19 protein-coding genes are annotated in these 22,485 nt (G+C 49.2%); 16 read left to right on the top strand and 3 right to left on the bottom strand.

All coding sequences use genetic code 11. The features are described from left to right. Positions 1–96: 96 nt before the first annotated feature. Positions 97–660 carry an alkyl hydroperoxide reductase subunit C gene (gene ahpC / locus Q1K07_RS02310; RefSeq protein WP_149286953.1) on the bottom strand — a complete coding sequence of 188 codons (564 nt, stop codon included), beginning with the start codon at positions 658–660 and terminating at the stop codon, positions 97–99. Between the two features lie 1,618 nt (positions 661–2,278). On the opposite strand from ahpC, the gene Q1K07_RS02305 reads away from it, so the two are divergent. The 16 genes from Q1K07_RS02305 (at position 2,279) to ruvX (ending at position 19,685) form a co-directional block, all read left to right on the top strand. Then, positions 2,279–2,689, top strand: a complete 411-nt coding sequence (locus Q1K07_RS02305; protein ID WP_300307199.1) for a DVU3141 family protein — start codon at positions 2,279–2,281, stop codon at positions 2,687–2,689. A gap of 92 nt (positions 2,690–2,781) precedes the next feature. Further along, positions 2,782–4,413, top strand: coding sequence for a polysaccharide biosynthesis/export family protein (locus Q1K07_RS02300; protein WP_300307196.1), 1,632 nt, complete (start codon positions 2,782–2,784; stop codon positions 4,411–4,413). After that, positions 4,413–5,255, top strand: coding sequence for an ABC transporter permease (locus Q1K07_RS02295; protein WP_300307193.1), 843 nt, complete (start codon positions 4,413–4,415; stop codon positions 5,253–5,255). The genes Q1K07_RS02300 and Q1K07_RS02295 overlap by 1 nt, the downstream gene beginning before the upstream one ends. Next, positions 5,252–6,148: an ABC transporter ATP-binding protein gene (locus Q1K07_RS02290; RefSeq protein WP_300307191.1), complete on the top strand. Its 897-nt coding sequence runs from the start codon at positions 5,252–5,254 to the stop codon at positions 6,146–6,148. Before Q1K07_RS02295 ends, Q1K07_RS02290 begins: the two co-directional genes overlap by 4 nt. 43 nt (positions 6,149–6,191) lie before the next feature. Further along, on the top strand, positions 6,192–7,274 hold the full coding sequence (locus tag Q1K07_RS02285) for a chain-length determining protein (RefSeq protein WP_300307188.1): 1,083 nt from the start codon (positions 6,192–6,194) through the stop codon (positions 7,272–7,274). 31 nt (positions 7,275–7,305) lie between these two features. After that, entirely contained in the window at positions 7,306–8,400 is a 1,095-nt protein-coding gene (gene rfbB / locus Q1K07_RS02280; protein WP_300307185.1) for a dTDP-glucose 4,6-dehydratase, read from the top strand. Between the two features lie 190 nt (positions 8,401–8,590). Beyond that, positions 8,591–9,478, top strand: a complete 888-nt coding sequence (gene rfbA, locus Q1K07_RS02275) for a glucose-1-phosphate thymidylyltransferase RfbA (RefSeq protein WP_300307182.1) — start codon at positions 8,591–8,593, stop codon at positions 9,476–9,478. A gap of 204 nt (positions 9,479–9,682) precedes the next feature. Beyond that, complete coding sequence (locus Q1K07_RS02270; protein WP_300307179.1) at positions 9,683–12,121, top strand: glycosyltransferase; 2,439 nt, start codon at positions 9,683–9,685, stop codon at positions 12,119–12,121. Continuing rightward, positions 12,118–13,344 (top strand): glycosyltransferase, encoded by a 1,227-nt coding sequence (locus Q1K07_RS02265; RefSeq protein ID WP_300307177.1) that lies wholly within the window; start codon positions 12,118–12,120, stop codon positions 13,342–13,344. Before Q1K07_RS02270 ends, Q1K07_RS02265 begins: the two co-directional genes overlap by 4 nt. A gap of 46 nt (positions 13,345–13,390) precedes the next feature. Continuing rightward, the gene (locus Q1K07_RS02260) at positions 13,391–14,416 is read left to right on the top strand and encodes a hypothetical protein (RefSeq protein WP_300307174.1); all 1,026 of its coding nucleotides are present in this window, start codon (positions 13,391–13,393) and stop codon (positions 14,414–14,416) included. A 38-nt stretch (positions 14,417–14,454) separates the two neighbouring features. Beyond that, entirely contained in the window at positions 14,455–15,504 is a 1,050-nt protein-coding gene (locus Q1K07_RS02255; RefSeq protein WP_300307171.1) for a hypothetical protein, read from the top strand. 167 nt (positions 15,505–15,671) lie between these two features. Then, entirely contained in the window at positions 15,672–16,565 is an 894-nt protein-coding gene (locus tag Q1K07_RS02250; protein WP_300307168.1) for a hypothetical protein, read from the top strand. A 167-nt stretch (positions 16,566–16,732) separates the two neighbouring features. Beyond that, a complete protein-coding gene (locus tag Q1K07_RS02245; RefSeq protein ID WP_300307165.1) occupies positions 16,733–17,458 on the top strand; it encodes a S1-like domain-containing RNA-binding protein in 726 nt (241 codons plus the stop codon). A 113-nt stretch (positions 17,459–17,571) separates the two neighbouring features. After that, entirely contained in the window at positions 17,572–18,528 is a 957-nt protein-coding gene (gshB, locus tag Q1K07_RS02240) for a glutathione synthase (protein WP_300307162.1), read from the top strand. 156 nt (positions 18,529–18,684) lie between these two features. Next, positions 18,685–19,242 carry a YqgE/AlgH family protein gene (locus Q1K07_RS02235; protein ID WP_300307159.1) on the top strand — a complete coding sequence of 186 codons (558 nt, stop codon included), beginning with the start codon at positions 18,685–18,687 and terminating at the stop codon, positions 19,240–19,242. Next, complete coding sequence (gene ruvX, locus Q1K07_RS02230) at positions 19,242–19,685, top strand: Holliday junction resolvase RuvX (protein WP_300307156.1); 444 nt, start codon at positions 19,242–19,244, stop codon at positions 19,683–19,685. Before Q1K07_RS02235 ends, ruvX begins: the two co-directional genes overlap by 1 nt. 97 nt (positions 19,686–19,782) lie before the next feature. On the opposite strand, the gene pyrB is transcribed toward ruvX, so the two are convergent. Then, positions 19,783–20,811, bottom strand: a complete 1,029-nt coding sequence (pyrB, locus tag Q1K07_RS02225) for an aspartate carbamoyltransferase (RefSeq protein ID WP_300307154.1) — start codon at positions 20,809–20,811, stop codon at positions 19,783–19,785. Between the two features lie 99 nt (positions 20,812–20,910). Continuing rightward, positions 20,911–22,368, bottom strand: a complete 1,458-nt coding sequence (locus tag Q1K07_RS02220; RefSeq protein ID WP_300307151.1) for a PLP-dependent aminotransferase family protein — start codon at positions 22,366–22,368, stop codon at positions 20,911–20,913. Positions 22,369–22,485 lie beyond the last annotated feature (117 nt).

Below are 22,485 nucleotides of genomic sequence, written 5' to 3'. Positions count from 1 at the left end.
TGAGAATCCCCATCTGAGTGAAAGGAATACCGTTCCCGCGTGAACGACTGGTAGGTCGAACGGCAAGTACACTCAGATGGGAAATAACGGTGGTGCTTAGATCTTGCCAACCAGGTCCAGAGACGGTGCCAGCGTTTCTTCGCCTTCTTTCCACTTGGCCGGGCAGACTTCATTCGGGTGAGCAGCCACATACTGTGCGGCTTTCACCTTGCGCAGCAGCTCTTCAGCGTTGCGGCCGATGTTGCCTGCGTTGATCTCGACAATCTGGATAGTGCCTTCCGGATCGATGACGAAGGTACCGCGCTCGGCCAGGCCATCTTCTTCGATCAGAACTTCGAAGTTACGAGAAATCTGCAGCGTTGGGTCGGCCAGCATGGGGAACTGCAGCTTGGAGATGGTCTCTGAACTGTCGTGCCAGGCCTTGTGCGTGAAGTGGGTGTCAGTGGAGACACTGTAGATTTCAACACCCAGCTTCTGGAACTCGGCATAGTTGTCAGCCAGGTCACCCAGCTCGGTCGGGCAGACAAAAGTGAAGTCGGCTGGGTAGAAGAAGAAGATGCTCCACTTGCCTTTCAGGCTTTCTTCGCTGACATCGATGAACTCGCCATTGTGGAAAGCAGTTGCCTTGAATGGCTTGACTTGAGTGTTGATCAGGGACATGCCCATCTCCTTAGACCAGTAAGTTTGTGTCGTAGACGGAAGACACTTTATCGCTCTGGTACTGATAGTCTAAATTGAGTGACATGATGGCTGTGATAATTAGACTCTATCGCCACGATCTCTGCCATTAGCATGCCGAATCCTGTTTCCTGGTATGAGGCGCCAGGAAAAATTCTGACAAGAGAGGTAAGTCAAGAATAAATTGTGCGAATTCGAGCTGCTATGGGGCATATCTCGGTTACAGGATGAGAAAATTTTCATTCTTTTTAGGGGCTTTTTTCTTTGCTTCGTCAGGAAATATCATGCATTCCATACGTCATGATTAGACGAAGTTACGAGTTGGTTCCCATGTATTTTTTTCTTTTTTGAGCAAAATATGCTTTTTCTGGCATCCGAAATCGATGGGCTGATCATCAGTAAAAAAGAAGTCTCACTGAAATGCGGCCTTTCAATTATAGCTATCTCATTTCTCATATTTATTGCAGCTCATTCTCCTTATTTGATTGGAAATTTTGCTAGATCAGACACCCCGCCTTCATGATCATGCATGTGCGTCATGTGGCCTCAAATATGATGCAAATTTAGTAGCGACGTCGGTGCACCATCATGGCGATAGCCATTTTTCGAGTGCCATGCAGACAACCGATACCACAGAAATTTTCCATATGTGATTGATTTTTAATAAATATTAAAAGGCATGGATGGTCGTGTTCTAGATTCGATATTTTGTTTTTTTATTCTTGAAAACCCATAGACCTTTGGTGATAGAACATATGCAATACAAATACATTAATGAGAAGCCGTAATTTATGTCGTGGAGAACACAAAATAGTATTTATTATACTTTAAATCATGTTTCTTTTGATTTTTCCTCGCATATACGGAAAATATTTCTGTAATATATTGCTGATGTTAATGTATTTTTCACATTTAATGACCAAAAAATAAATTTCCTCCTTTTTGCGTTTTTCAGCAAAAAGATAAGAGGTATCTTTAATATATTATTAATAACCAAAGCCAATTCCAAGTCATGGTGAATTTTTAACATTCTGTGAGAATTATCTGAAAAAAAAGTATCGAATTAACTAAAATCATAAGCGAAAAAATCATAAGTGACTGATATTTAATATATTTCTTTGCTAGTAATGGAGATCCATGTTACTAAATATACTTAGTATATCGTATGGAGAAGGTGAGCAATTAAAGAAATTTTTTGTTTTTTATGTATATCAATTTCGATAAATGTCACTCGGATGTGGGTGATTTTTTTATGCTGTAATTTCTTGGTATAAGCGCTTTAAGCCGAAGATAAAACTAGAGACTCTCTAAAAATCCCTCTGTGGATTGACTCTATAACCAGAAGAAAGGTTTCCAGGTAACTTCGGCAACATTTGATCTTGGCGAAGTGCAGGGTAAGGGAATCGCCCGGACATAATCCTGGGGCGGTAGCGTGATGTAATCACCATCAACGGCATGATGCCGTTGGCAGAATCGCTGGTAACAACTGCAGTACTGGTAGGCCGACTCCAAAGGCTGGAAGGAGTCGCCATGTCACTGCTCCTGTCGTGTCCACATAACGCCTAGATACCTTGTTCAGACAGTGCATTCAGGGAGCCACATGTCTTACATCCGATCACTTGCACGTCACCAGCTCTCTTGGGCCAGTGCACTGGCACTGCTGTTAAGTGGCTGTGTGGTGCCCGGCCCTCACAATGGGAACCAGGAAGGCTCAGTCATCATCGTTGGAGGGCAACAGGGATATCCTCTGGATGTCGAGCTCAGTGACGCAATCGCACGAGCGACTGCTGGTGAGGCACTCAATCTGGTGTCCAGCCCATGGGGACCCAATGTCAGGTTGCTCGTTGGTGCTCCTTATCATGCAGGTAGTGGTCGTACTTGTCGTCATGCCGATGTCTGGCGACAGGGCAGCCCTACAAGCCAAGCCATTGTTGTGTGTGAAGCCTCTACCGGTTGGGTTTATCGCCGTCGAGTGACTGCATTGATGAATGGTGCGGAGGGCATCCGGTGAAGGGAAGACAACACCAGTACGGTACGCATATTGCCGGCAAAGCGGCCTGTCTTATTATTTTTGTTGCCGCCATGCTTTTGTCCGAATCAGTCATGGCACAAAGCCTATCGCTGCCAGGTGAAGTTTTGCCGCAACAACAGCAAATAGCGCCAACCACCGCCATTGATACGTCGCCTCGAGCCGACTGGAGCAATGATCGTTATGGCCCGGTACCTTCTTCTCCCCAGGTCAATATCGACTCACTGCCGCCTTTCGGTGCCAACCTCTTTGAAGGGGGCTTTCGCGGCACCATGGCCGATGGTCTGAATTCCAGCTATCGCATCAAGCCTGGCGACCAGATCACTGTGCGAGCGTGGGGAGCGGTAGAGTTTGATGGTGTGATGCCTGTGGATGCCCAGGGCAATATCTTCATCCCTTCGGTGGGTCCGCTCCATGTGCAGGGCTTGAGTAATTCAGAGCTGGATGGCCAGGTTCGTCAGGCCATTCAGGGGGTCTACCCGGATCAAGTGAATGTCTATACCAACCTGCAGGGTGTGCAGCCGGTCGGTGTCTTCGTCACTGGCTATGTCACTAATCCCGGTCGTTATGCCGGTACTCCCTCGGACTCGGTACTCTATTTTCTTGATCAGGCGGGGGGGATCGATAACTCACTCGGCAGTTATCGCAATGTACGCGTGATGCGTGGTGGCAGCCTTGTTGCCAATGTCGATCTCTATGACTTTCTACTGCATGGCCAACTCCCTCAACAGCAATTCAGGGATGGAGATACGATCGTTGTTGGTGAACGTGGGCCAGCCATTGCGGTCACCGGGGATGTCGATCGTGAATACCGTTACGAGCTGTTGGGCAGCCACCTGATAGGCTCCGAGATTGTCAGGCTTGCGCGTTTGAAAAGTGGTGTGTCTCACGTTCTAGTGAGAGGAACACGTAGCACTGGCCCGTTCGCAACATACGTGCCGGTTAGCCAGTTTTCTGCGATGAACGTGTATAGCGGCGATGAGGTGTCCTTCAGTGCTGATGCTCGTGCAGGGACCATCGTTGTCAGCCTCGAGGGCAGCTACTTTGGGCCTTCTCGCTATGCGTTACCTCGAGATGCGCGCTTGGGAGAATTCCTGGATGCCATTGCCACCCCAGCCAATATGACGGCGGTGGAAAGCGTCTCCATCAAACGTGAAAGCGTGGCCAAACAGCAGGGAGAAGCGCTGAAGGAAAGTCTGAGGCGCCTGGAAACTACATACCTTGGGGCATCTTCTTCGACACCGGAAGAGGCCGAGATTCGTGTGCGCGAGGCGGAGCTTATTCAGAAATTTGTCGAGCGTGCTCGTGTACTGGAACCCAGTGGACGCCTGGTGGTGGCCTCGGATCAGGAAATAAGAGATATCCGGTTGCAGGATGGAGATGTCGTCACCCTGCCAGAAGTGACCGACTCCATACTGGTCAGTGGAGAGGTGACCGTTCCTCAGGCGGCAGTATTCCGCCCCGGCTCACGTGTGCGTGACTACATCGACGGTGCAGGAGGCCTGACCCAGCGTGCTGACGATGACAATATTCTGGTAGTACGCCAGAGTGGTGAGGTGCGTAATGCCGATGATGTTGTTCTGCGTCCGGGTGATGAAATTCTGGTGATGCCGAAAGTTCCCACCAAGAACATTCAGCTAGCCACCAGCATCAGCCAGATCCTGTATCAAATCGCTGTTGCGACCAAAGTTGCGATCGATCTCTGATGTCTCAGCAACAGGCTCGATCCGGCGTGATGCACGATGGCAAGGGAGCCATGATGAGGGGCGCACGCCCCTCCTTCGCTGTCACGTGCAGTGTGTGGTACGCCATGTTCATGCGGGAGGCTATCTCCCGCACCATGTCGGACCGCATGGGCTGGTTCTGGATGCTTGCCGAACCTATGGCCTTCACCTTGATCATGGTGGAAATACGCAGCTTCATCGCCAGCGGTCGCTTGGTTCCTGGTGCACCTTTTATCCCTTGGATGATCGTTGGTCTGATGGGTTTCTTTCTCGTAAGAGAAGGCATGATGCGAAGCCTGGGAGCGATCAACGCCAATCAAGCCCTGTTCGCCTATCGGCAGGTGCAGCCCATAGACCCGGTACTGGTGCGCAACTTTCTGGAAGGTATGCTGCGTACCCTTGTTTTCATGCTGTTCATTGTCGGCGCCATGATGCTGGATGTAGAGCTGTTTCCTGACCATGTGCTGTGGGCCATATTCGGCTGGCTATCGTTGTGGACCCTGGGCCTGGGGTTGGGATTGGTGGTGTCGGTGCTCGGTACTCTTGTATCCGAGGTGGCCATTCTCATAAGAATGATCAATCTGCCATTGCTGATTCTCTCCGGCGTGGTCTTTCCCTTGAATCATCTGCCGCACTGGATGCTGGAATACTTGATGCTCAATCCCATTGTTCATGGGATTGAGATGTTGCGTCATGCCTTCTTTGACACCTACCGGGTCGTGCATGGCACCAGTATGACTTACTTCTGGTTATGGGCTCTGGCCTGCATGGCACTGGGGCTGATTCTCCATGTGCGTTTTCGTGACCGGTTGAAAGCCCAATGATCGAGATTCGCCATCTCTACAAGCGCTATCACAATCACCACGGTAGCGATTGGGTGTTGCGGGACATCGACCTGACCATTCCTGCGGGCGTCAGTGTGGGTCTGATTGGCCGAAATGGGGCCGGCAAGTCCACCCTGCTACGTTTGATTGCGGGGATGGACAGCCCCGAGCGAGGCGAGATTCGGCGCCACTCCGCCGTGTCCTGGCCGATTGGCTTGAGTGGGGGCTTCCAGGGTTCGATGACAGGACGCCAGAACGTCAAATTCGTTGCTCGAGTACATGGTGGGCGCAGGAATGTGCAGCAGATCATTGAGAGCGTCGAGGCATTCGCTGAGTTGGGGCCTGCCTTTGATGAACCGATCAAGACATATTCTTCCGGTATGCGTGCGCGCCTGAATTTCGGACTGTCATTAGCCTTCGACTTTGATGTGTATCTATCTGATGAAGCCACATCCGTTGGTGATCGGATCTTCCGCAGCAAGGCCATCAAGGCATTCAAGGACAAAGTAGGGCAATCCAGCCTGATCATGGTTTCCCATGGAGAAGGTATCCTGCGCGAATTGTGTCAGGCGGGTATTTATCTCAAGGATGGGCATGCCCAGTGGTTCGATGACATCAACGATGCCATCCGGACCTACCACGCCGAAACCGGCGGTGAATCGATGCAAGACCTGGCTGACCTGACACTGGAAGAGCTTGATGCACTGCGTCGTCAGCGCAAGAAAGTATTCGAGCGCCTGCAAAGCGAAGTAGAGGCAGTGCCGCAAGAAGTGCTGTCTGATGAAGAACGCAAGTCGCATAACACAGCGCTTCATCAAGCCCGACAACAGTGGCACGACGTGGTTCGAGCCATTGAGCAGCGTCGCGCTGATAACAACGACTCCTCTTATTGAGATTTGGCGACCAAGTCTGTCGTCTGTCATGGAAGAGCTTCATATGATGCCGATGGTAAAACGCTACCCCCATTGGGCGGTGGCCTGTGTGGCAATTGTACTGGTGAGTTTCTATTGGCTCGCATGGGCCGATGACCGTTATGTCTCTCGTGCTGTCGTGGTCATCGAAAGTCCGCAGATCGCTCCTCCTGAGCTGACGTTTTCCTCCTTGCTGACTGGAACGCAAAGTGACAGTGATCTCCTGCTATTGCGTGAGTATCTGTTATCGGTGGACATGTTGAAGCAAGCTCAGGAAACGCTGGATTTTCGCAAGCACTACAGTCAGTACGGTGATCTTTTTTCTTCTCTCTGGAATGCCGATGCACCCATCGAGGAACTGCACGACTACTATCTCAAGCGCGTCAGCGTAGAGCTGGATGAATACTCTGGGGTACTGGATATCGAAGTGCAGGCATATACCCCGGAGTTCGCACATGCCATGACCCAATTGCTGCTGGAAGCAGGCGAACAGCATATGAATGAGATGGGGCAACGCCTGGCACAGGAGCAAGTAGCCTTTCTCGAAGTACAGGTCGATCGCTTGAGCGAACGCCTGGATGACGCCAGGGCAGATCTCCTTGCCTACCAGAATGAACATGGCCTGGTGTCTCCTACCGCAACGGTGGAAAGCCTGAACCAGGTCGTCGCCAGCCTGGAAGCAGAGCTGGCCAGTCTCCAGGCTCGACGCAGTGCATTGGGCAGTTTTTCAAGCCAGCGCTCGACGGATGTCATTCGTGTTGATAGCGAAATCGCGGCTTTGCGTAACCAGATCGAAAAAGAACGCAACCGCTTGGCACAAGCCGCTGGCAATTCACTGAACCGTACTGCCTCGGAATACCAGACGCTGGAACTGAAGGCTCAATTCGCCCAGGACACCTATTCCAATGCCTTGGGCGCGCTGGAAAGCACCCGTATTGAGGCGGCTCGCAAGCTCAAACAAGTCAGCGTGCTGCAGAGTCCGCTGATGCCGGAATATTCGACCAGTCCTGAGCGACTATACAACGCAACCGTATTCGCCATTGTGGTGATCTTCCTTACCTTCATTGCCAATATGCTCATCCTGATCGTTCGTGATCACCGAGATTGAGTGGCAGTTATCATGACCTTCAGGGATAGAAATGAATGCTTTGACTATCTTCGTGACGGGCGGTGCCGGTTTCATAGGTTCTGCTGTTGTACGAGAACTTGTGCGCCGTACAGAAATACAAGTCGTCAATATTGATAAACTGACCTATGCAGGCAATCTTGAATCGCTTGCGGAAATTGATAGGAATCCCAATTACCATTTTATCCATGCAGATATCGGCGATGGTGCACGCATGGCACAGATATTTGCCGAGTTCCAGCCAGATATTGTGATGCACCTGGCAGCAGAGAGCCATGTAGATCGCTCCATTGACGGCCCTTCTGATTTCATTGCCACCAACATCGTCGGTACCTATCAGATTCTTGAGGCCGCACGCCATTATTGGAGTCAGTTAACACTATCCGATCAGGACAAGGCCACAGGGTTTCGCTTTCACCATATCTCTACCGATGAAGTCTATGGTGACCTGGAAGGACCAGAAGACCTGTTCACCGAAGCGACCCCATATGCACCCAGCTCACCCTATTCAGCATCAAAGGCCAGTTCGGACCACTTGGTTCGTGCTTGGGGGCGTACCTATGGCCTACCTGTTCTGGTGACGAACTGCTCCAACAATTACGGCCCGTATCATTTTCCGGAGAAGCTGATTCCGTTGATGATTCTGAATGCTCTGGCTGGCAAGCCCTTGCCAGTATATGGCGATGGAAATCAAATTCGGGATTGGCTCTATGTAGAAGATCATGCCCGTGCACTGATCAAGGTTGCCATGGAAGGAAGAGTAGGGGAGACCTACAACATTGGTGGTCATAACGAAAAGAAGAATATTGAAGTAGTGCGTACTGTATGTGCATTGCTTGAAGAACTGGCTCCTGACAGGCCCCAAGGACTAGAAAAGTATGTAGACCTGATTACTTTTGTACAGGATCGTCCTGGTCATGATGTGCGCTATGCCATTGATGCTAGCAAGATGCAGTACGAACTAGGATGGAAACCAGAAGAGACCTTTGAGACAGGTCTTCGCAAGACGGTGAAGTGGTATCTTGATAATGAAGGTTGGTGGCGCCGTGTCCTTGATGGAAGTTATCAAGGAGAAAGACTGGGCACTAAGAATATTCGATACCAATAAGAGATATGTAAAATAGCCTGGATGAAACTCAGATAAAACTGACATTTGTAATTATTTGTTCGTAGTTGGGAATACGCTTTCTCAACCATTTTATGGTTACACAGCTATATAGACTTGTTTTTATTCCTACCCATAATGCTTCATAAGCCTGGTTAACGGGCAATAAAACTATTAAAAAGAGATAAAAGATATGAACCGCAAAGGCATTATCCTGGCGGGTGGTTCCGGCACACGCCTACATCCTATCACTCGTGGTGTATCCAAGCAGCTGCTTCCGGTTTATGACAAGCCGATGATCTACTATCCGCTTTCCGTATTAATGCTGTCAGGAATTCGAGAGATATTGATCATCTCAACTCCAGAAGATCTACCTCAGTATCAAAATCTACTGGGTGATGGAAGCCAGTTCGGGATACACCTGAAATATGCCATTCAAGCCAGCCCTGATGGTTTGGCTCAAGCGTTCCTGATTGGCGAGAGCTTCATAGGGAGTGACCCCGTTTGCCTGGTGCTTGGGGATAACATCTTTCACGGCCAGCACTTTTCCGAACAACTCAAGCGTGCCGCACAGCAGAAAACAGGAGCCACGGTATTTGGCTATCAAGTGCAGGATCCTGAGCGCTTTGGCGTCGTAGAATTCGATTCAAATGGAACAGCCATATCCATCGAAGAAAAGCCGGCAACACCAAGATCATCCTACGCAGTTACCGGACTGTATTTCTATGACAATGATGTCGTGGCAATTGCCAAATCCGTGAAGCCTTCCGAGCGAGGCGAACTGGAAATCACCTGTGTCAATAATGCCTATCTGGAACGTGGAGACTTGAGAGTCGAGCGCCTCGGGCGTGGTTTCGCCTGGTTGGATACCGGTACCCATGAAAGTCTGCTGGAAGCTGCTCAGTACGTACAGACCATCGAGCATCGTCAGGGAATGAAAATTGCTTGCCTGGAAGAGATTGCCTGGGGACAAAAATGGATTAGTGACGATATGTTGCTTGAGCAGGCCTGTGCCATGAAGAAAACCAGCTATGGAAGATATCTAAAGCGTCTGGTGGGTTATAAGCATGCGGTTTACTGAACTGGCTTAATATAGTTCTTAATAATTAAAATGAATATAATATGTTTTTTAGGTATTTTATTTAAGCAAGAATATTGCATGAACATAATAAAATCTCCCCTAAACTCATCTCATCCCTATAAAGTATTAATAATGTTATTCGAATATGAATAATAATGAATGAAGAAAATTAATATGATTTTTAATTAATAATGGATAATTGAAGTGAACTCTAACGAAGAAGATTTTCAATTACTCTCGGGTGTACCATACGACACAGTTACTGCATCTGATGTACTATACTTAAAAGATGCTGCTCCTTTGAAATCCAGCATTGATGCTGCGGTGATGACAGAAGATGGCGCACTGGTTGTGGTTGGATGGATATATGACACAGGAAAAATTGTTCAAGGTTTTTCTGCATTAAAGAAACAGAGTAAGGCACTGAGGAAAAAAAATTACTCAGTGCTTCATTTGGAAGAAGATCTTGATGGGGTTCAAGTTCATCGAATAGAGCGCCCCGATGTAACTGCAGCAATGAAAGGATGTGAAACATATCATCAACATGGGTTCGTCCTTGTAGTACCTAAGTTCTCTTCTGAATACAAGCTGGCCTTGATACTTGAAGATGGCCGCTATGTGCTGCTCAATTACTCTATGATCACTGATAGAAGTGAAGCAGAAGAAGTATTATATCGGTGTATGCCAAGCTCCGGGTCTCAAATATATATGGGTCTTCAGGCTGGTTTAGGAGAAGATAACATATTAACAAACATAGTTGAGAGCTTGATTGTGCATAATGTACAACATGTGCAGCAACTTTCCAGTTGCGATCAGGCTATTCTTGTTGAGGGTAAGTTACTATTATTAAATGGTTGGGTTGGTTCTCGTTATCGTGACATACGCAAGATAACTTTAATAGCGGAAGGGGAAAGATTTGACATTACTAATAAGTTGAGTCGTTATCAAAGACCAGATCTTAAATCTGTTTTTCCAAAAGCGGCTTATGAGGCAATTGGATATATTTCAGCTGTTCCTATGAGAGGGCTAAATCCCAGGAACATTGAGGTCCAGATAAGTTGGAGAAATGGAGAAAAAGATATAAGAGATAAAGAAGTTGAGAGAATGGGATGGGCGGGATTGCATAATTTCTTACAACAACATTATAACCTCTTTCCCTCGATTATGCATCAATTGAAAATTGCATGCAAATACCCTAATCATGATGCAATATTTTCTGTACGTTTGGAAAAAATGTTTGAAATATTATTTCCAAACATGGTGCAGTCGTTGCCGACCATGGTTGAGCATCCTGAGCGATCTATTATTGCGATAGATAAAGCATTTGCGCTACATAGTGCGGGGTTGTTGGCATATGGATGGATGATTATTCCAAACAATAAGCCTCAGGACATTACTATCCATGATGAGATGGGTAATGCTGTCTCTGTTAAAGATAGTTTTATGCCTTTAGTTCGAGAGGATGTTTCCAATTCATATCAAGAAAGGTTCCCTGGGGTACCTCGCCAATGTGGTTTTCTTCTTCATGCATCTTTAGCGTCTGAGCCAGGAACTCTTCGAGCTATCTGTTTTCACTATGCAGAACAAGGAGATATCTGGGTCAGGCTTTCATTGAATGATAGTGACCGCCAAGGCATTGCTTTAATCAAGGAAGTTCTGGGGATGATCCCTAGTCCTGATCAGCTAAGTCACAGTCTCTATAAAATGTTTGATAATGGACTCGGTAAGGCTCTGGAAGAGATCAATCAGCAGCGTCTAGCCAGTAATATATCATCTAACAATAGCATAGAAGTACGTCAGTTTGGAGTTGTTCCAGAAGAAACAACAACTTCAATAATCGTTCCATTATATGGACGAATTGATTTCATGAGACATCAGCTAGCACGTTTTGCTGATGATCCTGATTTCAGAAAAGTAGATTTAATCTATGTGGTAGATGACCCTTCACTGATCGAGGCGGCATTAAGCTTAGCTGCACGTTATCATTGGCTATTTGATATTCCTTTCCGAGTCGTATGGTATGACCGCAATCTAGGATTCGCTGGGGCAAATAATGTGGCTGCGGGCTTTGCAAAATCGCCACGGCTCTTGCTACTTAATTCCGATGTCATCCCTCAGAAGCCTGGTTGGCTGTCAATAATGGAGAGAGAGCTTGACACATTACCTGATGCAGGTGCTGTTGGCCCTCTTCTTCTCTTTGGCGACGACAGCATTCAGCATGCGGGGATGCATTCAAGATGGGAACCACAACTGCCTGGTTTTATGTTGAATACTCACCCAGGCATGGGACAGTACTGGCAAGGTGGTAGCAAATCATATGAACAGCCCATGTTAACTGCGGCATGTTTGTTATTAAAAAAATCTAATTATGATGCATTAGGTGGATTTGATGAAGGATATGTGATCGGGGATTTCGAGGATTCAGATCTTTGTCTTGGGCTGCGTACTAAGGGGTTAAGATTATTTGTTGTACCTGAGGCAAGGTTATGGCACTTGGAACGACAGTCTCAGACAATAAATAACTCTCTCGGGATTCGTCAGCTAATTACGCTGTTTAATGGATGGCGATATCTGGAAAAGATAAAACGTGGTGAATTAGTTAACCCTATGGAGCTTGAACTAGACATGGACGGTCAGACATGAAAATTGTAATTTTTTGTCATGCACATCCTACCTTTAGCAAGGGTGGGGGAGAGTTGGCTGCATATTACCTTTGGCAAGGTATTAATAGCTATCCTGATCATGAGGCATGGTTTATTGGGCGCGCTGATCAGAGAGTAATGCACAAATTCTCAAGCCTAGCAGCAATAGGCGAACGTGATTATCTGATGGCAGGAAATGCCGGCATACCTGACCTTATCAGTACGATAGATTTTAGTAATAATAGTGATCTTGCGCAGTTATTGAAAAAAATTCAGCCTGACGTAGTTCACTTTCATCATTATGTCCACGTTGGTATTGAGATAATCCGGTTAGTCAAGAGAATATGCCCTGACTCTCGTATTGTTGTTACCCTTCACGAGTACATTGCCATTTGCATGAATAATGGGCAAATGGTGAAGACGGATAGTCGGTTATGCCACCATTATAGCCCTCGTGAATGTCACTTATGCTTCCCGAATTACTCGCAAGAAGACTTTTTTTTGAGAGAGCAGTATATAAAGAGCTTTTTTAAACTAGTAGACATATTTATTTCACCTAGTAATTTTCTACGCGACCGATATGTTGCATGGGGGATTGAGCCAGAGAGAATCACGGTAATAGAAAATGGTCTTCCAGAAGGAAATCCAACACCACTACGTATATTAGGTGATGGTGAAAATAGAACTAGATTTGCTTATTTTGGGCAAATAAATCCGTATAAGGGTGTTGATGTAATACTGGAAGCATTTGCGCGACTGCCTAAGGATCTGAGAAAAAAAGTAACATTGGACATATTTGGTTCAGCCTTGGAGCAACAGACTCTTGATTTTCAAGAGAGAATAAAAAAATTATTGAAAAAATTAAAGGGCAGCGTCCATTTGCATGGACCCTATGAACCTCATGAAATGGGGCGACTTATGGGAGATGTAGATTGGGTTGTGATGGGCTCCGTATGGTGGGAAAACTCTCCTCTAGTCATCCAGGAAGCCTTTAAGTTTGGACGCCCAATTATTACACCAGATATAGGTGGTATGGCAGAGAAAGTACAACCTGGTAAAGGGGGGCTAAATTATCGAGCCCGCGACAGTGTGTCTCTGTCAGGTGTAATTAATAGGATAATTGAAGATCCAGGATTATTTGATAAGCTATATGATTCTTTACCTGAGTATCCTCGGTCATCAGATATAACCCAAAGGCATGTTGGCATATACGCTGATGTTTAAAGTTTGTGTATTTATGAATTTTTATTTTTAATGGCGGTGGTTTGAAATGAATATAATTTTCCACATTGGCGCAGGAAAAACTGGAACTTCATCTATACAAGGGTCGTTAAGAAATTCAGATAATATTCTTGTTTCCAAAGGAATAAAGTATCTTGGATTAATGTTGGAACATGCCCCGGTGAAGTTATACGAATGGCAAGTTCCTTCAGCGAATCATATTTTTCAGTCTCTTTCTATGGATGAGGCCCAAGAGCAAGTTTATGAAGTTATTACTCAGTCTATACTTCATTTTGATAAAACAGGAATTCATACATTGGTATGGAGTAATGAATGGTTTTGGGGGCGTTATGATGTAGTTACAAACCCACTAAAAATATTGGAAAAATCTGGTCATAAAGTAAGTGTTGTTGCATATGTTCGAAGGCATGATGCATGGGCGAAGTCAGCATATAGCCAGTGGGGGATTAAGCATAAGACATATAAAGGTGGGCTAATTCCATTTAATGAATATGTGGAAAATAGGCCTGTTAAGTTTTATGGTGTTGTTAAACAGTGGCTAGAACAGTTTGGGGAAAATTTTATCATTAGGAATTTTGATTCAGCAAATGATGTTGTGGATGATTTTCTAGATGCTGTTGGTATTGATAAAGAAGGAATAGTTAAAAAAAGAGTTAATGAGTCATTAGGACCAGAAGAGATGTTGGTTAGAGCTATATTTAATAATGTCAGAGCAAACGATGTCATGCCCGTTGCCTTTGATAGGCTATTCCATACTATTAAGGTCGATTTCAAACGAGACCCAGTTGAATGGATGAAAAGCCTCCTTCCCTCTGATGATGATCTTGAAGAAGTAGAAAAGAGATCAGAATATGATCTACGTGAGATTAATTATATTTTGGAGAAAAGAGGACAGGAAAAACTTTCTTTTGATATTAAGAAATATAATAGAGAGTTTACTATAAATCATGATATCGCTTACTCTATTTTGTTTCAATTAATTGAGCGACAGGCTGTTCAGCTTCAAAAGTTAAGAAAAGATTTTATGGATTTAAAAAAATCAATACATGAATAACTATATGTTGTTTATGCATGCTTAGGTGTGAGGTTTGAATGAAGGCTTTCCTACATATAGGGACTGAAAAAACCGGAACAACGACTATTCAGAGTTTTCTTTTTAATAATCGTAATAAATTGGGGAAAAAAGGAATACATGTTTTGACTGCTGCGGGTAGAGGAAATGGTAGGGCGCTTCCCTCCTACGCTATGCGCCATATTAGATTTGATAATTTTCACTCAATGCATGGAATATCAACCTCCCTTCAGAGGAAATCGTTTGATCAGAAAATAGAGGATGATGTAAGTTGTGAGATAGATTCATTCGGCGGGTGTGATTCTGTTGTTATTAGCAGTGAACACTTCCATTCGAGATGTATGTTTATAGATGAAATTGAAAAAATAAAATATTTTCTAGATAGGTTTTTTGACGATATATATGTAATTGTATATTTACGTCCTCAAGTTGATATGGCAACATCTAAATATACCACTCGTCTTCGAGGAAAGTGCTCTCTGGAATTTAAGGATTTTGTATTTAGTGATTGTGTTCCTGAAAAATACTATTATAATTATAAAAAGATACTAGATAATTGGAAAACTGTATTTGGCAAGAGATATATCATACCAAGAGTTTTTGATTCTGATAGGTTTTTGAACGGTAACCTCATTGATGATTACTTAAAGTTACTTGGAACTGACAGAAGTGGTTTGAATGAGGTTTTAAATAAAAATGAATCAGTAACTCCGTTTGGGCAAGAGATACTTAGGTTGAACAACGAGTTTTCTTATAACTTTAAAGTTGATAAAGACATTGATTTCTACCATCTTGTAAAGAAAAATGTTGTTGGCCTTCATCAAGGAAAAGGAATGTCATTGTCATCATCTGATGCAAGGAAAGTTCAGAGTAAATTTGATCTAATCAACCATGAAGTAGCTGTTGAATGGTTTGGCAGAGATGTTCTTTTCGATATCGACTATAAAAATTACGCTGATGGACGATATCTGTCTGATAATGAAAAAGATATGTTGAGATTGCTTTTTTCATTTCAGGCAGAGATAAAGAATAATAATTGTTTCTTAAAAGATGTATCTAATGATTTTTAGATAGCTAGCGAGCATGGTAAATTCTGTTACTATATTTTATATTCTCGGGCATGTTAAATGAGGATTTCCTTCTATTGTTATCCGAGTAATTGTTAATGTCCCCTCTGTTTTTTGTTCATATTCCTAAAACGGCAGGTACCAGTTTTCGCCTTGGCGCTGAGAGGCTTTTGGGCAAGGAGAAGGTCGTTTATGACTACGGCAAGGATTCTGATGCCACTAGCCCGGTGACAAGAGATTTTTTGTATGGCGAGACCGCCGATGCGTGGGGGTTTGCCAAGGCCTGTCATCAGCATTCTGTCGCCATGATGGGAGGGCATGTTCCTATCATTCGCTTCGTCTCGTTGGCCGGAGTAGGCAATACCGTCACCTTTCTGCGTGATCCTCTGCAGCGCATCGCCTCAGACTACGCTCACTTCGTTCGCCACTATGGCTATCAGGGCACTTTTCGGGAGTTTTATTCTCTTCCCGTCATGCATAACCGACAGAGCAGCTTCCTCGAAGGTGTGAACCTGGAAGCCGTGGGTGTGGCGGGGGTAACAGAGTGCTATGCGGAAAGCCTGAGGCTGATCAACGCTCGTTATGGCATCGATATTCCCCAGCGTGAAGACAACCGCGGAAAGGTCCATCTGGGGGATATTCACGATATCAGTGAAGAAGACAGGGCCGAGTTGATACGTTTGAATCGTCGTGACATCGCGCTTTACCACAATGCTCGTTACCTGCTCGACCAGCGTTTGTCGCTGTTTCAGAAAGGCCTGCCTTATTGCCATGCATGCCTTATCGAGGTCAGCTCAAGGCAAGTGGCAGGATGGGCATGGTGGGAGGGCGAGGATGACAGTCCTGTCGAGGTGGAGGTCTGGATCAATAACCACCATGTGGCGGTTGTTGTCGCCGTGGAACACCGCCCGGGGCTGTGCCGGTTACAGGTACCGAGAGGTGGATACATCGGATTCTCCCGGCCGGTCGATATGAAACCAGGTGACCAAGTGCAATGCCGGATAGCCAAGACGGGTCAATGGTTCCCGACACAGCCACGCCAAGTACCTGCGCCAGGCAAGTAGTCTTTGGGGGATGGGTATGGCGTCGTTATGACTATAGCTATGACATAGTTATGGTGTAGCAAGGAAAGGCGGCTCTTTGAGTCGCCTTTTTGCTTTCTGGCTCTGGTTGTTTCCACATATGCCATACAGCGCCATAATGAAGGTTTTCTCCTTCGGGATGCTCCTTTATGTCTGATTCTTCTCGCCGCGACAGGTCGACTGGTCGCCCGGCGTCTTCTGGTCCACGCTCTTCGACCCATGCTTCACCAAAGGCCCATGTCGGTGAGGTTGCCGATCTGCGTGTGGTTCAGATCACAGACTTTGGGGCGTTTCTCGATTGGGGGCACCCCCGAGACCTGCTGTTGCCGTTGAGCGAACAACGCCTCAAGCCTGCCGTGGGGCGCCGGGTGCTGGTGATGATCAACAAGGATCACGAAGGACGACCGGTAGCGTCCCAGCGGCTGGAACGCTATCTCAGTGACTTCAGTGACGACCACCGTGTGGGTGATGAAGTGGTGCTGGTGATTGGTGAAGCGACGGATCTTGGTATCAAGGCGGTCGTGGATCATTGTTGCTGGGGGCTGCTCTATCACGATGACCTGACCCGCCCGGTACGCCGTGGCCAGAAACTCAAGGGCTACGTGAAGCGAGTGCGTGAAGACGGGCGCCTGGATCTTTCCCTGCTGCCCCCCGGGGAGGCACGCCTTGATGTGGTGGGGGATCAGGTCATGAAAGCCCTACGGGAAAGCGGCGGTTATCTGGGCTTGTCCGACAAGAGCCCTGCCCCGGAGATCAAGGCCCGCCTGGGTATCAGCAAGAATGCCTACAAGCAAGCCATTGGCCGCTTGTACAAGCGGCGTCTGATCGTGATCGAAGACCACGGTATTCGCCTTGCGCCTAAAGCGGCGGAGTAAGCGACGGTATGTTCATGTGATGGCAGTATTCATGGCTGCCTTGGTGGTGCCGCCTGCCTCGGGCATACTGCTGTCATCTATCTTATTGACCTTCTGACTGCGGAATTTACCCGATGACCAATCGTCCCCTGCGTGTCGGCGTGGTGATGGACCCCATCGCCAAGCTGACCTACAAGAAGGACACCAGCCTCGCCATGCTCTGGGCTGCCCAGGATCGCGGCTGGCAACTGACTTACATGGAACAGGAAGACCTGTTCCTGAAGGATGGCCGAGCCTATGCTCGCCAGCGCTCACTGACGGTATATCGTGACCCGCAGCATTGGTTTGATCTGGGAGAAGAGGAAAGCCGGCCCCTGGCGGATCTGGATGTGATTCTGATGCGCAAGGATCCCCCGGTGGATGGTCATTTCCTCAACTGCGTGCATCTATTGGCCTTTGCCGAGCGTGAGGGTGTGCTGGTACTCAACCCGACCCGTGCATTGTTCGAATGTAACGAGAAGCTGTTTGCCCAGCAGTTCCCGCAGTGCTGTGCGCCGACGTTGGTGTCCTGTCGTGATGCCGAGATTCGAGCCTTCCAGGCCGAACATGGCGATGTCATTCTCAAGCCTCTGGATGGTATGGGTGGCAGTGGCATCTTCCATATCGGCTCCGATGGTCGCAACCTGGGGGCTGTCATCGAAACACTGACCGAGCGTGGCAAGCGTCAGATCATGGCGCAGCGTTATCTTCCGGAGATCAAGCACGGTGATACACGTATCCTGCTGGTAGATGGCGAACCGGTACCCTTTGGTCTGGCACGCATCCCCTCCGCTGGTGAAACGCGTGGCAACCTGGCTGCCGGTGGCACAGGTGTCAGCCGCGAACTCACAGATCGTGATTACTGGTTGATCGAGCAGGTGCAGCCGATGATTCGCGAGAAAGGCCTGATGTTCGTTGGCCTTGATGTCATTGGTGACTACATCACCGAGATCAATGTCACTAGCCCGACCTGTGTGCGCGAAATTGATGACCAGCGTGGTACCGACATTGCCGGGGAATTGATGGACGCCATAGAGCGCCGTCTGGCCTGAGCCTATTCAGGCAATTCTGAGGCAACCTTACTGCGGTGGTACAATAGTACTATTACCGCGCTAGGGGTGAACCCACGGCCCGGATACGTAACAAGACGGCGTCCGAGGGTGCTGATGGAGAGTGACATCAGGCATGCTTGGCCGCCCAGGAGTCTTATGGATAGTTTAAAAAACCATTTCCTGATGGCGATGCCTCATCTCGAGGACCCGAATTTTGCCGGGACCCTCAGTTACCTGTGTGACCATGATGCCAAGGGCACCATGGGCGTTATCGTCAACAAACCGACCGACCTGACGCTTGAAGCACTGTTCGAGCAACTTGAGCTTGAGTCCGTCGACGGTCCGAACCGGCATGCACCGGTGTATTTCGGTGGGCCGGTACATAAGGATCGAGGCTTTATCCTGCACAAGGGTGATGCCGAAGAGTGGGACTCCAGCATACAGGTGACCGGCGATATTGCCCTGACCACTTCCATGGATATGTTGCAGGCGCTGGCCAAAGGCGAAGGCCCAAGCCACTTTCTCGTCTGCCTGGGCTGTGCTGGCTGGGAATCCGGTCAGCTTGAGCAGGAGCTGATGGATAACGCCTGGCTGACCGTGGAAGGTCGCCCAGAGGTGCTTTTCGATGTGCCGCCTGAGCAGCGCCTGCACACGGGGGCCGGTCTGCTGGGGGTGGACCTGAACCTGATGACCCGCGAGGCCGGGCACGGTTAATGGCCGAGTGTGGAAGCAGGCTGATCCTGGCCTTCGATTTTGGTACTCGGCGCATTGGTGTCTCGGTGGGCAATGAACTGCTGCGCAGCGCCCGGGAACTTGCCCCCTTGCCGGCACGCGATGGAATTCCCAACTGGGAGACCATTTCGGCATTGGTCGATGAATGGCAGCCGGACCTGTTCGTGGTGGGTCTACCGCTCAACATGGACGGTAGCGAAAGCACGATGAGCACCCGCGCGCGCAAGTTCGGCAAGCGCCTGTATGGCCGCTATGGAAAGCCCTGCGAGATGTTCGACGAACGCGGCACCACGCGTGAAGCCAAGGCCATTGCCCGGGAGCAGGGACATGGCGGCAACTACCGTAAGGAAAGTGTTGATGGTATCGCCGCTGTGTTGATTCTTGAAGGTTGGTTCGCACAGCAGGAAGGGCTGCCTGCACGCTGAGCTTTTTCCCCCTGTACAACGTTCCTACACAATGCTTCTGCTCAACGACAGCGCCCGAACCCAGGTTCGGGCGCTGTCGTTATCGACGGAGTGTGACTCAGTACTTGGCGTCGTCGACCCCAACGGTTTCGGGGACGAACCACTTCACGTCACGCAGGTCCTTTTCGATCTGATCCTCGACCTTGAGCAGGGTGGCGAAGATCGCCATGCGCACGGGAATACCATTGTCGGTCTGGCGGAAGATCGCCAGGCGTGGGTCACCGTTGAGATCGACATCGAGATCATTGGCATCCGGGCGGCTGTCGCGGGGCAGTGGGTGCATGACGATGGTGGACTGATTGCAGTGCTGGTCGAGAAAGGCCTTGTGCACGGTGAAGTCGCGCGACAGATTGAAGCCTTCACTCATTTCAGCGGTGAAACGCTCCTTCTGGATGCGGGTGGTATAGACCACATCCACATCAGAGAAATCGTTATTGAGATTGGCGCGAACCTCCACATCGAGGCCTTGCTTGCTGACCCTGTCAATCAGGTGCTGGGGCATTTCCAATCCAGGGGGAGCCACCAGAGTTATGCGCATGGGAGCGTATAGAGACAGCAGCTTGATCAGGGAGTGGACGGTACGCCCGTACTTGAGGTCGCCGGTCATTAGCACATGGGCGCCCTTGAGGGCCTTTCCCTGACGGGCGAATTCCTTTTCGATGGTATAGAAATCGAGCAATGCCTGGCTGGGGTGTTCACCCGGGCCGTCTCCGGCGTTGATCACCGGCACATGGGTGGCACTGGCAAACTCCGCCACAGATCCTTGGTCCGGGTGACGCATGACGATGGCATCGCAATAGCCGGCCATGACCCGGCTGGTGTCGTAGAGCGACTCTCCCTTGGCCATGGATGAGAAGGTAAAGCCCGTGGTGTCGCATACGCTGCCGCCAAGGCGTGAGAATGCGGTATGGAAGCTGACCCGGGTGCGAGTACTGGCTTCGAAGAACAGGTTGCCGAGCACAGCCCCCTCCAGTACCCGAGTGACCTTGCGACGTTGGGCGACGGGCTCCATCTTCGCAGCGACACGCATCAGGTGGTCGATGTCATCTCGGGACAGGGAGTCGATAGAAAGCAGGTGGGACATCACGGCGGCCTCGACAATGGGAACGGGCGCTAGTGTAACGCTGTGGCCGTCTCAGATCAGCCCTGGTGTGCGCGATACCCCAATCTTGGTCATATTCATTCATCATGAGTCCATGATGGCGCCTACGGTTGCTCTGCCGACCAGTTGAGCACGAGCACAGTCGCCGATCAGGCGGACCGCGGCATGTGTATCATCATTCAGCGGGCTGGCGAAATTCAGCCGCAGGCAGTGCTGATACTTGCCGCTGGCAGAAAACAGCGGGCCTGGCGCGATTTCCAGGCGGTGTTCGGCGAGATGCTGATTGAGTGCGATGCTATCGAAGCCCTCAGGCAACTCCAGCCATAGCATGAATCCCCCTGATGGTGCGCTGACCCGGGTGCCTTCCGGGAAGTACTGGTGGACCCAGGTGCGCATCTGATCCCGCTGCAGACGGTATTGGTTGCGCATGGCAGAGAGGTGCCGGGCGTGATGCCCTCTGGCCATGAACTCGGCGACTGCACTTTGGGCCAGGGTAGCGCTGGAACCGGTAGAGACGTACTTCTCATGCAGCGCTCTGTCGCGGTAGCGGCCGGGGGCCAACCAGCCCAGGCGCAGCCCTGGCAACAGTGTCTTGGAGACACTACTGCATAGCAGCACGCGCCCATCTTCATCGAAAGCTGCCAGGCTATGTGGCCGTGGCGCAGCGTAGGTGAGGTCGCCGTATACATCGTCCTCAATGATCGCCACGTCATGACGGCGGGCCAGATCGACGAGAGCACGCTTGCGCTCGTCATCCATCGAATAGCCGAGCGGGTTGTTGCAGGTCGGCGTGACCATGATGGCCTTGACTGGCCACTGCTCCAATGCCAGTTCCAGAGCGCCGAGGCTGATACCATGTTCGGCGTCGGTGGGAATTTCCAGGGCCTTGAGACCACGCGCCTCGAGCATCTGCATGGCGCCGTAGAAGGCCGGCGAGTCAACCGCCACCACATCACCGGGTTGGGTCAACAGGCGCAGCGCAATGGCCAGAGCTTCCTGGCACCCGGTGGTGACGATCACATCGTCGATATGACGCATGCAACCCGAGTGGCTCATCAAGTGGGTGATCTGGCGCCTGAGCTCTGCGTCCCCAGCCAGGCTATCGTAGGCAAACTGGGTCAGCGAGGCCTGGCGCTGAGACTGGGTGAGCAGGCGCTGAAGAGGCAGCAGGGTTTTCGCCCGCAGGTCCGGCAGGCCGTTGGCCAGCGCATGGCGAGGTTGATGTGGTGCAGACCCCACTACCAGAGGCTGTACTTGTTTCCAACGCGAAACGAGGACCGGCCGCTGCTCTGGCCGAGAGCGCTGTGGCAGCGGCGTGTTGTTCGTCGGAGTGGCGACGAAATAGCCGGACCGGGGGCGCGCTTCGATCATGCCCTCGGCTTCGAGGGCGGCAAAGCAGGCCTGAGCGGTGGTCATGCTTACGCCCTGTTCCTGGCACCATTGACGTACCGAGGGGAGCCTGTCACCACAGCGGTAAACCCCTTGGTGGATACGCTCGGCGAGTAGATCGCGTAGCTGCTCGTAGCGCTTGGCGCGTGACACGATGGCAACTCCTGAAGGCAAGTGGAACAGTTGGCGCCCGACAAGCGATACAGAGGCGCTGCTCTACATGACTGTACCGCATTTTTTTCCATTTCCTGAATCTGTATCGATTTCTTC

Source organism: Halomonas sp. (assembly GCF_029263665.1).
Lineage (GTDB): Bacteria > Pseudomonadota > Gammaproteobacteria > Pseudomonadales > Halomonadaceae > Halomonas.
Note: the sequence above shows the minus strand (reverse complement) of the source record. Positions and strands in the feature narration are given on the sequence as shown.